8 protein-coding genes and 1 pseudogene are annotated in these 13,716 nt (G+C 39.5%); 3 read left to right on the top strand and 6 right to left on the bottom strand.

The window, feature by feature from the left end; all coding sequences use genetic code 11:
* The first annotated feature begins 279 nt into the window (after positions 1-279).
* The 3 genes from DXA15_RS16500 to DXA15_RS16490 are packed head-to-tail and all read left to right on the top strand — an operon-like array spanning position 280 to position 4,960.
* Complete coding sequence (locus DXA15_RS16500) at positions 280-1,725, top strand: ATP-binding cassette domain-containing protein (RefSeq protein ID WP_128134742.1); 1,446 nt, start codon at positions 280-282, stop codon at positions 1,723-1,725.
* 11 nt (positions 1,726-1,736) lie between these two features.
* Positions 1,737-3,488, top strand: coding sequence for a DUF6057 family protein (locus DXA15_RS16495; protein ID WP_128134741.1), 1,752 nt, complete (start codon positions 1,737-1,739; stop codon positions 3,486-3,488).
* An 11-nt stretch (positions 3,489-3,499) separates the two neighbouring features.
* A complete protein-coding gene (locus tag DXA15_RS16490; RefSeq protein ID WP_128134740.1) occupies positions 3,500-4,960 on the top strand; it encodes a PD40 domain-containing protein in 1,461 nt (486 codons plus the stop codon).
* Positions 4,961-5,013: 53 nt separating this feature from the next.
* Here the strand turns inward: DXA15_RS16490 and DXA15_RS16485 are convergent, their stop codons facing one another.
* From DXA15_RS16485 to DXA15_RS16470, 6 genes and pseudogenes are all read right to left on the bottom strand, one after another.
* A complete protein-coding gene (locus DXA15_RS16485) occupies positions 5,014-7,902 on the bottom strand; it encodes a pitrilysin family protein (RefSeq protein ID WP_128134744.1) in 2,889 nt (962 codons plus the stop codon).
* A gap of 166 nt (positions 7,903-8,068) precedes the next feature.
* Positions 8,069-8,794 (bottom strand): hypothetical protein, encoded by a 726-nt coding sequence (locus DXA15_RS16480; RefSeq protein WP_233567366.1) that lies wholly within the window; start codon positions 8,792-8,794, stop codon positions 8,069-8,071.
* 30 nt (positions 8,795-8,824) lie between these two features.
* Entirely contained in the window at positions 8,825-9,598 is a 774-nt protein-coding gene (locus DXA15_RS26785; RefSeq protein WP_233567365.1) for a RagB/SusD family nutrient uptake outer membrane protein, read from the bottom strand.
* Between the two features lie 17 nt (positions 9,599-9,615).
* Positions 9,616-10,005: pseudogene (locus DXA15_RS26780) on the bottom strand (RagB/SusD family nutrient uptake outer membrane protein); the annotation flags it as partial.
* A complete protein-coding gene (locus DXA15_RS26775) occupies positions 10,002-10,370 on the bottom strand; it encodes a hypothetical protein (RefSeq protein WP_233567364.1) in 369 nt (122 codons plus the stop codon). The gene DXA15_RS26775 and the pseudogene DXA15_RS26780, both read right to left, overlap by 4 nt.
* Positions 10,371-10,402: 32 nt before the next feature.
* Positions 10,403-13,543 carry a TonB-dependent receptor gene (locus DXA15_RS16470; protein ID WP_233567363.1) on the bottom strand — a complete coding sequence of 1,047 codons (3,141 nt, stop codon included), beginning with the start codon at positions 13,541-13,543 and terminating at the stop codon, positions 10,403-10,405.
* Between the last annotated feature and the right edge of the window lie 173 nt (positions 13,544-13,716).

Here is a 13,716-nt window from a genome sequence, read left to right as displayed (position 1 = left end):
TTATTTTTGTTTAGAAAAGGCTGGTGTCTGATTCTGGATTAAATGTGATAAAATGTAAATACGATAAAAAATATTAAAATAGATACGTTAAGTTGAGTAGGGAAATTACAGGCATTAAAATAACTAATTTGTAAGAATTTCATAGACATACCAGGCCTGTATATATAATAAGGGATTGCTCGGGATGAGTGATCCCTTTCTTTTAATAGTTCCTTTTATTCCGGTATGTTTAATTTTATAAATAAACTCTTTACCTTTGGGGGGGACAAATTAACAACAATGGAAAAGAGTAAAACAATCGTTAATATAAATAATGTAGTAACCCGTTTACCGGAACTGCGTTTTGCTGAGCCGTTCAGTTGGAAAATCAATGAAGGGGAGCAATGGGCAATAGTCGGACCTAACGGAGCTGGTAAAACATTGATTGCAGACCTGATACAGCGCAAGTTTGCATTGAAAGAGGGAGAGGTGACGTTCGGTTATGATGACAAAATCAGTAATCTGATAAAAAGTATAGCATTCAAAGACATTTACTCATTAGCTGATTGCCGGAATTCTTATTACCAACAACGCTGGCACTCGACGGAAACCGATGAAGTGCCGACTGTAGAAGATATTTTGAAAGAATATTCCGGTACAACGGATTTACATCAGATACTCTCGTTTTTCGGTATTGAGGATTTGCTGCCTAAAAAACTTATTTTTCTTTCCAGCGGGGAACTCCGGAAATTTCTTGTCGTCCGTTCTTTATTGAACCATCCGCGTATTTTGATACTGGATAATCCTTTTATCGGTCTGGATGCGGCTTCGCGTGATGTGTTGGTTCATTTACTGCAACAAATGGCGAAGCTGGATAATGTACAGGTTATTCTATTGTTGTCGAATCCGGATGACATACCGGAGATGATAACTCACGTCCTGCCAGTCTATAACCGTACACCTTATCCTCCTCAGACACGGGCTGATTTCATGGGCCGGACAGACTTGTTGGCACATTTGTTTCCCGGTTATTCCGGGGATATTTCATTACCCGTATCGGTTAAAAAACCCTCTACCCATGAAGTGACGTTCCGTATGGAGCATGTCTCCATTAAATATGGTAGCCGCACTATTTTAAAAGAACTGGACTGGGAAGTGAAAAATGGAGAGAAATGGGCGTTATTCGGTCCCAATGGTGCCGGAAAATCAACTTTATTAAGTTTGATTTATGCAGATAACCCTCAATCTTACGCAAATACCTTATATTTGTTTGACCGGAAACGGGGATCGGGTGAGAGTATCTGGGATATAAAAAAGAGGATAGGATATGTTTCTCCGGAGATACATCTCTTTTATATGGAGAATGTGCCCACTTTAAATATCGTTGGTTCCGGATTTTTTGATTCTATCGGATTGTATCGTAAATGTACGGAAGAACAACAGTCTATAGCTTTGGCTTGGATGCGTGTCTTTGGGATTGAAGAATTGAAAGACCGTTCGTTCCTGACATTGTCTTCCGGGGAACAACGATTGGCTTTGCTGGCCCGGGCTTTTGTGAAAGATCCGGATTTAATTATTCTGGACGAGCCGTTGCACGGACTCGATATCAGTAATAAACGGAAGGCTGCCCGTATCATTGAGCAGTTTTGTGAACGGCCGGGAAAGACATTGATTTACGTCACTCATTATCCGCATGAATTACCTTCATGCGTTGATAAACGTTTTGAATTGATTAAACATGCTTAAAATATAATACCATGAAATTGAAAGTCACAGCTTTCTGGTTGGTTGTATTGGCTGCTTTGTTCATTTTTCTTCAGGAATATAGCAAGTTCCATTTCTTTTTTATCGAACAAAGTCAGTTATTTCAATTTACCGGTGAGTATATTTCTGAGAAACTGGCTATGCCTGGCGGGTTTGCGTTAACCTTATCTGAGTTTTTGGTGCAGTTTTTTATCTATCCCTATGCTGGTGCCGGAATTACTGCGGGACTGTTGCTGTTGACCGGATTAGGAATGAGAGGGATTGTTCGCCGGATCGCTTCGGACACGAATTGTTTCCTGCTTTATCTGATCCCGGTTGTTTTAATTATGTTCCTCCATTTTGATTTTAATTATCTGGTTTTTGGAACGATAGCATTCAATATGATGCTTTGTGCTTTGTATTTGTGCTTTTGTATATCGACAGATAAATGGCGGATGATAGCAGAGATTATTATAACACCTTTGCTTTATGGACTGGCCGGGTCTGTAGCATGTTTGTTCGCTTTGTCGGTGGTAGTATATGAGTTCTTTAATAAAACTCCCCGGTTTTACTGGTCGTTATTTTCTGTTGTTCTCGCTCTTCTTTGCGGGGTTTGCAGTGTCTATTTCTCGATGCTGGGGGAATATCGTTTTGCTTTCTTGCCGGATGCTTACTATCATACTGCATTGGAACCGAAAACTGTCATCTATTATTCATGGATTTCGTTGCCTCTGATCCTGATTGTCGCTTTTCTGTTGAGGAAAAGGAAGAAAGATACCAGTAAAAAACTCCTGATTGCCGGCGGACTCCTTCAGGTAATCCTTTTATTTGCGTTATGCTGGTGGGGAATACCTGAATATGGAGATAAGAAATCAGCCAAAGTGAAAGAACTCGACTATTATGCAAGAACGGAACAATGGGATAAAATAGTGGAAAGCAGTCAAGGTTCGTTGACTAATTATCTGAATATGTGTTTTTTGAATCTGGCATTATCTCAAAAAGGGGAGTTGGCAGATCGTTTGTTCAGTTTTGACCAGAGAGGGCCGCAGGGAATAATGGTCGGATGGAATAAAACAGAGCAGATATCCTCTTTATTGAGTGATATTGCTTTTGCCATGGGAAATCCGGCGATGGCTCAGGAAATGGCTTTTGAAGCATATGCAACAGCCATAGGAGAGGGGAACCCCCGTATGTTAAAGAGACTTGTTCAGACAAATATTATTTATGGGGAATATCCGGTGGCGGAGAAGTATCTGAATATATTGGAGAATACATTTTATTATAAAAAATGGGCTGGTGAACATCGTAAATTTTTATATAATGATGCTGCTGTAGAGCAGGATCCGGTATTGGGACCAAGGCGCAAATGTTTACCGAAAGAGAACTATCTTTCCGAGATAAACTATATCGAAAAAGACATGCGTATGATCGCTGAAGCCAATCCGGAAAATAAAGCGGCCATTGAGTATCTGGGAGCCTTTCTTTTATTGGCAAAGAATATGGAAGGTTTCAAAGGGCTGGTCGAAACTTATTATGGAACGGAGGTGCTTCCTGTGTTGCCGAAGTCTTTCCAGGAAGCAGTGATCACGTTGTCGGAAGCGGAACCGGATTATTGGAAACGTTTTGATATCTCTCCCTCCGTCATGCAACGTTTTGCAGAATACAAGAAGCAGGTTCTGGCGAACCGGAATAATAAGAGTGCCCTCCCCGGACTGTTGCGCAGGGCCTACGGAGATACTTACTGGTTTTATTTTATGTTTAAATAAAGGAATGGGATATGAATGGAAATTATAAATATATAGCATTGCTGGCCTTGTTTTTTTCTTGTTCGGACTCGGTTCAGGTGAGTGATACGTTAAGCGAAAGGCCTGCTATCTTCCCAGATTACACCGATATAACGATACCGGCAAATATCGCTCCGCTGAATTTCTCTCTGGAGAATCCTGTTGAAGATGCACGTGCTGTTCTGTCATTCTCGGATCAGCAGATAAAAGTGAAGGCGAAGGATAACCAGTTCGTTTTTCCTGTTTCTAAATGGAAAAAACTATTATCGTCTGCGGCAGGAAATGAGGTAAAGGTTGTTGTCCAGGTGAAAGATAAAGGGAAATGGGTGGAATATGCTCCTGTTAAATGGAATGTGGCGGCAGAACCGGTCGATCCTTATATAGCTTACCGTCTGATTGCACCGGGATACACTTTATGGAATAAAATGGGACTTTATCAGCGTAACCTGGAGAATTATACCGAGACGCCTATTATCGAGAATAAGATGAGTGGCAGGAACTGTGTGAATTGTCATTCATTTTGCATGCAGAATCCGGATAAGATGCTTTTCCATATGCGTGAAACATATCCGGGAACTCTTCTGATAGATGGCGATAAGATAGAAAAACTGAACACGAAAACCGAGCAAACAATATCTTCTTTGGTCTATCCTTCCTGGCATCCTTCCGGAAAATATGTGGCATTTTCTGTAAACAATACCAAACAGGGATTCCATGCCAACGACAGGAACCGTATAGAAGTGTTTGATGAGGCGTCGGACGTTGTTGTCTATGATGTGAAAAAACATGAGATTGTAACTACGGCTAAGTTGTTTTCCAAAGATGCTTTTGAAACTTTTCCGACATTCTCTCCGGATGGAAAAACACTTTATTTCTGTACGGCTCCGGCACGTCCTATTCCGGAAGAGTTTTCAGAGATCAAATATAATTTATGTGCTATCGGATTCGATCCTGACAGCCGTAGTTTCGGTTCGGAGGTCGATACTTTATATAATGCAGCAGTTTCAGGTCAGAGTGCTTCTTTCCCCCGGGTATCTCCGGACGGGAAATATTTAATGTATACAGTCTCGGGTTATGGAAACTTCTCAATCTGGCATAAAGATGCGGATTTGCAGATGGCGGATTTGTCAACAGGAGAAAGCATACCGTTAGATATATTGAATAGCGATGATGTGGAAAGCTATCATTCCTGGAGTAGCAATAGCCGTTGGGTCATATTCAGCAGTCGCCGTATGGATGGATTATATACGCGTCCTTATATCGCTTATATAGATGAAAAAGGAAATGCATGCAAACCGTTTTTATTGCCTCAGAAAGATACCGGCTTTTATGACCGTTTTATGATGTCATATAATATTCCGGAGTTTATTACCGGAAAGGTGAAAGTAGGAGGCAGGGTGTTAGGGCTGAAAGCGAAAGAGGATAAAGGGATAGATGTGAAGTTCGCTAAATAAAAAAAGCCGCTTTTAAGCGGCTTTTTTTATTAGTAATATTAGTCGATTTTCTGTTATTTGGAAGAAAAAAGTTTGTTCTTATTTATCCGAATGACTTTTCCGTATTTCGATAACTCATCCAGATTAATTCGTTTGGGGTCGCCTATTATACCGATAGCAACCGGGCGGCCTTTTACGTTTTGTTGATAGAATTTTACAACATCCTCAAATGATAAATTCTGGATTTTAGGTAATTGTGTTTTGGCAGGATCTTCGGTATAACCCAAACGCTTCCATGCTTCATACACTTGGCTTCTGGAGCGGAATCCCGGCTTAGCCGTTTGAAGACCTTCCCGTAAATAATCCTTGATACCATTGATGCGGTCTGCATATTCCGGCATTTCCGTCAACAGATTCATAAATACATCAATAGCTTCGATTGTTTTATCGGCCTGGGTACCGATATATCCTTCGAAGTAGGCGTTTTTATTAGCCAGAGGTGGTGTGATTTCTCCACCATCTGCGGTATAAGCCATAGAACGGTATTCACGAACTTCCTGCATAACCAATCCGCCGAATCCGCTTCCAAAATATTTGTTGAAAGCTTTGTAATAAACATCATCTTCAATCTTAAAAGGATTACCTTCGACATAAAAATAAATCTTGCTTTGCAATGCATCGTTATCGGATACGAAATAGATCGTATTTTCTTTATATTGAACACGATCCTTTACAACAGGTGAGTTACTTGTCTTTTCTGTAGCTTTCAAAGGAAGGTTCTTGCTTAAAATATCGTAAACATCATTGAAAGGCATTGAACCCACATAATGAATTTCTGCTTCATAATCTGTGGCCCGATTGAATTCTCCTGTAAGACTACTGATTGTTAGATTGATAATATCTTCCAATGGCATACGATCCAGATATTCGGATTTGTTTTGATACAGTAAATAGTCGTGTAAGGCTTCTTCCAACAAATTTTCATTTTTTTCTTCGATAGCACGCATCTGATAAGCAGAACCAATCATATTATTTAATTGTTTCTCATCAAGTTTGGGCATAAGGATCTGACGAGTCAGCAAATTACAGGAAGCTTCAAGATTTTCTTCGTAACCAGACATAGAGACATAAAGGTAATTGTCATCTACACCAAAATTACAAACTGCGCCTAGGGCATTGAGCTCCTGCTTTAACGCTTGCGGTTCATAAGCACCCATAACACCTGCGTTATTCATCAAATCAACGGCGTATTTAAGTTGAGGCATTTCATGGGTTCCGACTCCATATTTCAGAGTTAGTGTGAATATCGCATTTTCCTGATTCTGTGTATAGAATAATCGGGAGCGTTCATTCACTTGCTTGATCTGGACAGCATCGAACTTTTCATAAACCGGATCAACTTTACGAACCGGTAGCTTACGAAATTTTTCGGCATATTGTGATATCACTCCGCGTTCTGGATTGATTGGATCATATTTGGGTTTGGATAGTTTTTCAGCCTTAGGGGCTTTTCCCGGCTGATAATTTAACACAATGTAATTTTTATTGAGATATTTGTTTGCAATCTCTTTTACCTGTTCTATGCTGATGGCTTTCAATCTTTCTTTATAATTCAAAACATGGCTTATGTCTTCATTACAAATAAAAGTAGACAAAATTTGTTCCGCTTTATTGTATGATGATTCAAAAGCGAGATCGAAGTCACGTATAAGAGTTGCTTTCACTGAGTTGAATAGTTCTTCATTGAATTCTCCTTTCTGTATTTTGGAGACTTCCTGAAGTAACATTTTCTCAAGCGATTTTGATGATTCGAAGCGGCGTTGGTTTACATCATAATAGGGGACACCTACAATTAATATACGACCTTGTTCTTTAAAATTGATCAAACCGGCATCAGCCCCCAGGACATCTCCGGACAAAGATAGTTTATCTAATAATCCGGTACGGTTACTATTGGATAACATGTTTACACAAATAGTAAGGGCTAATTCGTCTTCATGTCCTTTCGGAACCCCTTTGAAGGCTAATCTTAAAGTAGGGAAGTCTCCCATTTTTGTACTATATTCTGTGCGGCCTTTTATTTCTATTTCAGGATAGGTTTTCCGTTCAGGGCTTTTTTGTGGATTCAAACGGCCAAAGCGGTCATTAATAAGCCCCATTGCTTCTTTTAACTTGATATTTCCGACTAAGATCAGAACCATATTTTCCGGAACATACCAACTCTTATAGAAATCAACTAATCCTCCCAGACGAGGTTTTTTCAGATGTTCCTGTAAACCTAGTATTGCGCGGGAATAAGGATGACCAGGGAAAATATGTTTCAACATAAAGTCTGATTGCAGGGAACCTTGCATATCCTGACTTCTGTTAAATTCTTCGTAAACGGTTTCCAACTCCGGCTGGAAGGCGCGAAAGACCGGATTAATAAAACGTTCTGAATTAAGGTCTAGCCATTTATATAACTGAGAGGGGGGAAATGAACTGTAATACATGGTTTCATCGTATCCGGTTGCAGCATTGAGCATTTTTCCTCCCATATTATCTGTCAATTCAGCAAATTCGTTAGGAGCGGCAAGCTTCGCTGCTTCCACGGTCAGTTTATTTATTTCAAGTGAAATCGTTTCTTTTTTAGCTGGGTCTGTTTCATTTGCCATTTCATCATATTTGGCTATGATCTGTTCATATATAGGTTTTTCTTTTTCCCAGTTTAAAGCACTGATGCTTTGTGTTCCTTTAAACATCATGTGTTCCAGGTAATGTGCCAGCCCTGTTAAGTCTTCCGGATCATTTACCGCACCAACTTTTACTCCGACTAAACCAAACACATCATTTTTCGTACTATCTTCCCATATATATACAGAAAGTCCGTTTTTAAGTTTAAAACCTTTCAAACCTTGTGCTGAAACCGTGAGAGAAGAGGCTACAGCGATTATCAGTAAAACTAATGAATAGAATTTTCTCATTTGTATCAAGTTTATAAATGTTGTTGATTCAATAGAAAACAAAAAAGATACTGTCTTACTTCAGTAGAATAAAACAGTATCTTTTTCATATTAATGTATGTTATATATTATTCCGGAAATTCCAGTACCTCAACAGCTTCATTGGTATATTGAGCTAACTTTCCATTTAAGTAGACAACAAAGAATGCCGAAATATTATATTTATTTCCAACTTTTCTGTACCGGTACAATACAAGGAAGTCATACCGTAAGTATCATCATTATATCCTGTTTCTTGTATTGCAATATTATCTATTTCTCCATTTGCATCTGTTGAGAAGATGATGGGATAACCTTCCACATAACAATCCGGTAACCGATATACATCTGCTTCAACAGCTTTCTCAATAACCTGTGGCCAAGAATCTCCGAAAATATTGGATGTGAACGTTCCTGTACCTATGGAATTAAAGGTTAACTTGCGTTGAGCTTTTACCGTGATAGAATTAACGTTAGTAGGAGAGGCTTTAGCTTCATCAAACCCTAAAATTAAAACATATTGGTCTGTTACTCCCAATAAATTGATATCTTTATAAGTAATAACTGCTTCTGCAACAGATTTTCCATCTTCGAATGTCAGAGTTGGATTTTCCAATGTAAACAACTCTTCAATTCCTTCGGCAGGAGTAAAGGACAGTTCAAGAGTAGAAGTTCCCTGTGTTGTTCCGCGATAGACAGGAACAACGATCTTGTTTCCATCCGTTGCTAACATTTCGACTTTCTGTGTAGCTCCGGCAAAAGCATAAACTGCACTGTCTCCACTGTAAACGACACCATCATGCTCTGAACAACCAACGAATGCCATTGCCATTAGAATCAGCAAGGATAACGATTTGAATATATTTGATTTCATATTTCTATTGCTTAATTATTAAACATGTCATTAGAATGGATTCTGATCGGATGCGCTGATATTGGCATTACCGTCTATTTCCGATTGGGGCAATGTCATTATGAATGCATTGGATCCGGCATTTGTATCTACATTCTTAACCAATTCGGTATGATTAGAACCGCTATAATCACGATCGAAGCCTAGTTTTAAACGTTGCAAATCGAATATACGTCCTACTTCGCCCCATAATTCCACACGGCGCTGGAATAAGATTTCATCCATAAGAGTCTGCAATGGAGCTACTGTATTCTGATTATAAGAATTAGAATCGGAGAATTTTGCCAAACGAACCGCATAATTGCTGTCGCGTACGCTTCCTAATTGTGAAATTAACTTCCGTGCTTCAGCATAATGTCCTAAGTGACATTCTGCTTCTGCAGCGATAAGCACCATTTCTTCTCCGCGCATATAAATATAATCACCGGTACGGCTGGTTACATTTGCAAACTTGAATTTTACCTGACAATAAGGCAACATGGATGTACCACTCACTATTTCGTCTTCACTCAGGTCACCTCTCCACCAAGATTTCCGTTCATCTGTCTCGGGCATATTGTTGTATAACCAACTGGAAATACATTTTTCTGCACCTGAAGCATACATTCCTTCAGCATCAGCATCCATGTGACTGAACAAGGAGGCGAAATGCTGACTTTGGTCTGCTATAACTTCTACACCCCACAATACATCGGCATTTTTTACACTATTAAATCCGGTTAATGAACTAACAGGAAGAACAGCTTGCAATCCGGGCTTTTTCAAAGCCTCTTTGGCAGCAGCTAGTGCGCTTCATAATTTTGTTGAACGAGGCAAACACGTGCCTTGATTCCGTTCGCTGCATAATAGTCGATATGAGATGGATGTTTTTGTTCAACACCGCAATCTTTCAATAGCGAGATGGCTGTTTCCAAATCAGAATTGATCTGTTTATAGACATCTTCCACAGTTCCACGCGGTTTACCTTCAGATGAACTTGTAGTCGGTTCCGTATATAAAGGTACTCCGGGTGCCGATTCATTTCCTTTATAAGTCTGTTGATACAACTGGATCAACTGGAAATAAGAGAGTGCCCTCATGGCATAGGCCTGTCCTACAACGCTGTTTAAAAGATTCTGATCACCTCCGGCATCCGGTGCTTGGGCGATAATGTAATTGGCATTTGATATTAGCGTATAATGAAGATTCCAGAACTGATATGGACGTCCTTGCTTATGTGTATAATCCTGACGAACATAAAACGGTAATCTTCATAAAACCAGCCTTGTCCTTGTCCAAGCATCAGGTGGTCTTCTCCCATCAAATCGCCAGCTAAATAAACACCGACAAATCCGGGATTTTCGTCAGCCCAACCTGTACCCCAACCAGCTACATAAGTAGCACGATAAATACCATTCATCGCCGTTTCAGCACCATTGGCATCGCTAAATATAATTGTTCCGCTGACTTTATCGGTCGGATTTGTTTCCAATTGGTCGTTACATGCTCCCAAAGTAAGTAATCCGACAGCCGATAATATATATATTACTTTTTTCATTTTTTTTCGTATTTATATTTTACTGGTTCTGCTTAAAATTTAACATCTACACCGAAAGAAATAGTTCTTGAAGGTGTATAAACAAATGTAGTTCCACCGCTGAAGTTATATTGCGGGTCCATACCTTTCAAATGAGAGAATAGCACCAGATTATCGGCTGTAGCCGTGAAGCGGATATCTTTCATGAACATACCCTTTGTCAATCTGGTCGGCAAAGAATAACCTAATGTGATATTTTTAATCGCCAAATAAGAAGCATTGATCAAATCGGCGTCTGTGATAGGATACGCTTTACCAATTTCAATTTTAGGTACGTCGGTAATATCTCCCGGCTGTTTCCATGCCCTTTCCAGGTTTTTATGTTTGGCTTGTCCGACATAGTTTCCATACATAAAGGTATTATATACGCTATCCAATACTTTACCTCCGATCGAATAGGTACACATGATGCTTAAATCGAAACCTTTATATTTGAAATCGTTTGTGAATGATCCGTACAAATTCGGAATACGGCTACCCATAATCTGTTTAGAAGCTGTAGCTTTGTTTATATTGGAAGAGATGTAAGGTTCTCCCGGATTGCCATTTTCATCCGTATCCCAAACCCAATACAATTGGCTACCTGTCGCAGGATCTACTCCGGCGGATTTTGCTGTATAGAATGAGTTAATCGTTTCACCTTCCTTTATAATATAGTTTCCGCTAATGATTTCTGGTTTATCAGCCAAATGCAATACCTTATTCTTGACAGTCGATCCCATCAAAGTCAGGTCCCAGGTAAAATCATTCGTGTTGACCAAACGACCGTTTAACGTAATATCCCAACCGGTGTTACGCATGCTACCGATATTTTTCAAATAACTGTCGAAACCTAAAGAAGAAGCCATCGGGTAATCGAGCAACATATCCGTTGTTTTACGGTTGTACCATTCGATAGATGCTGAGAAACGATCGAAAACTTTAGCTTCGACACCCACGTTCAGATTACCGTTTTGTTCCCACTTCAAATTCGTGTTTTCAAGAGAAGATACTAATGCACCACTCATCGAGGCATTAGGCCAACCTAAATCATAGAAAGATTGCCAAGCATATAATGTACCGACATTGTCATTACCCTGAACACCATAGCTAGCCTTCACTGACAGATTATTCAACCAGTCCACATCGCTTAGGAATGCTTCGTTATTCATACGCCAGTTTGCACCGACCGACCAGAATTTACCCCAACGATAATCTTTGTTGAAACGAGAAGAACCATCCGTACGGAAGCTGGCCGACAAGTAATATTTGTCCATATAATCATAGTTTGCTCTGAACAAATAAGATTCGATCGTATAAGAATCCTTTACAGAACTAGCATCTGTGATAGTAGTAGCACCAGCTAATTCATAGATACCTCCGAATGGGAAACCAGACTTGGTCGCATTCAAAGAACTCACTTCGTAATCATAATATTCGTGACCGGCTAAAAAGTCAATGTGATGTTTGTCATTGAACTTTCTATCATAAGTCAGCAATTGGTTGAATGTGTAACTGAAATAACGAGAGTTTTTCTTGGCCAGCATACCTTTTACACTGGCTGCATTTCCGAAATAAGGATTATAATAAGTAAAGTTATTTCGGTTCACATAATCAAAACCGAAGTTCGCTGTCAATTTCAATCCTTGAAGAGGACCGTCTTTCAAATCACCCAAACTGATGTAAGTACGTCCACTTACGTTATCGTCGTTTGTTCCGTATTTATCATCAAATAAAGTTGCAATACTATTAAAATTGGCATTTGCTCCTGCAGGACGAGTTGAACCATAGTCAAACATAGGTGCACCATCGGCGCCATACATAATTTGTCCGTTTTCATCCAATTGGTGTACTGGGAAAATAGGAGCCATCAATTGAGCCGAGTAGAAAGTATTTGATGAAGCAGAAGTAGAAGTATTGGAAGTGTTGCTTTTCGTATGGGCAAAGTTCGTGCTCAAACCGGCTGTCAGCCAATTTTTATATTCTGTGTCTACATTGATACGGCCCGTATAACGTTGAAAATTAGTAGTCTTCAACAAACCGTCTTCATTCAAGTAGCCTAAAGAAAACATGTATTTTGTTTTATTCTGAGAACCGGACATGTTCAATACATATTCCTGACGTAACGGATTGTTTGCTGTAGCTTCATCCATCCAATCTTCATGATAACGTAATGTTGCATCAGAACGGACCTTTCCTGTAACCGGATCAATTAGTTCTGCAATAGGAAAGTTAAACGGATTATACATCTGATTAGTACCAAAGATAGCTTTAGCTCCGCTTCCCATAGCTGTCAATGCAGCAACACCTGCTGCTTCAGGAGATAATCCGTTACTTGCAATCTGATCATTTTTATATGATTGGAAAATCGTTTCCAGATAACCTCTTTCATCCATTGTCTCATATCTGGGGATAGCACGTGAAGCAATACCCCAATTTGCTTTCAAATTGACAAGTAAAGCACCATCCTTACCTTTTTTTGTTGTAATCATCACAACCCCGTTTGCACCACGAGATCCATATAACGCACCGGCAGATGCATCTTTCAATACAGTCATCGACTCGATATCGTTTGGATTGATTGCATTGATATTACCGTCATAAGGAATACCATCTACCACATACAACGGGTTTTGAGATGCTTTGATAGAACCGAAACCACGAATTACGACAGAAGAACCAGACCCAGGCTGTCCGGAACCCGATGTTGTCTGTACACCGGCCACTAGTCCATCTAATGCTTTACTAACATTAGCGACGGTTCTCTTTTCGATCTTTTCATTTTTGATGATTTCGGCAGAACCAGTAAATGATTCTTTCTTCGCAGTACCGTATGCAACTACAACAACCTCATCAAGAGATTGATTATCAGTTTGCATTAGGATTCTTAAATTAGATTTTACTTCGATCTCTTGAGTCTTCATACCGACATACGAAATCACCAGAGTCTTTGCAGAACTTGGTACATCCAAAGAGAACGCACCATCAAAATCAGTCACTGTACCGACCATCGTACCCTTTACGACAATCGATGCACCAATAATTGGCTCATTATCATCCGCCGAAATAACAGTACCTGTTACCTTCGTCGTCTGAGCAGTCGCCATCCCAATACCTAAAATTAGGCAAAACAAAAGATAAGTCAACTTTTTCATAGACACACTTTTTTATTTAACTTATAAATAACTAATTTGCACTATATTTGTGAATACTTTGCCAAAAACCTCTTATAAAACATACCTGAGAGACCGCAAATGTAATAATAAATTTATTATAACAACTAAATTCTAATAACTTTTTACAAAAAAAGGACTGTTAATTAACAAAA

It is taken from the genome of Parabacteroides sp. AM58-2XD (assembly GCF_003463685.1).
Taxonomy (GTDB): Bacteria; Bacteroidota; Bacteroidia; order Bacteroidales; family Tannerellaceae; genus Parabacteroides; species Parabacteroides segnis.
This window is presented reverse-complemented; position numbering and strand designations above follow the sequence as displayed.

What these genes read in the sequence shown, in the direction of transcription:
- DXA15_RS16490 (WP_128134740.1), top strand. Translation starts at nt 3,500, where the DNA reads ATGAATGGAAATTATAAATATATAGCATTGCTGGCCTTGTTTTTTTCT.
- DXA15_RS16480 (WP_233567366.1), bottom strand. Translation starts at nt 8,794, where the DNA reads ATGAAATCAAATATATTCAAATCGTTATCCTTGCTGATTCTAATGGCA.
- DXA15_RS16485 (WP_128134744.1), bottom strand. Translation starts at nt 7,902, where the DNA reads ATGAGAAAATTCTATTCATTAGTTTTACTGATAATCGCTGTAGCCTCT.
- DXA15_RS16500 (WP_128134742.1), top strand. Translation starts at nt 280, where the DNA reads ATGGAAAAGAGTAAAACAATCGTTAATATAAATAATGTAGTAACCCGT.
- DXA15_RS26775 (WP_233567364.1), bottom strand. Translation starts at nt 10,370, where the DNA reads ATGAAAAAAGTAATATATATATTATCGGCTGTCGGATTACTTACTTTG.
- DXA15_RS16495 (WP_128134741.1), top strand. Translation starts at nt 1,737, where the DNA reads ATGAAATTGAAAGTCACAGCTTTCTGGTTGGTTGTATTGGCTGCTTTG.
- DXA15_RS16470 (WP_233567363.1), bottom strand. Translation starts at nt 13,543, where the DNA reads ATGAAAAAGTTGACTTATCTTTTGTTTTGCCTAATTTTAGGTATTGGG.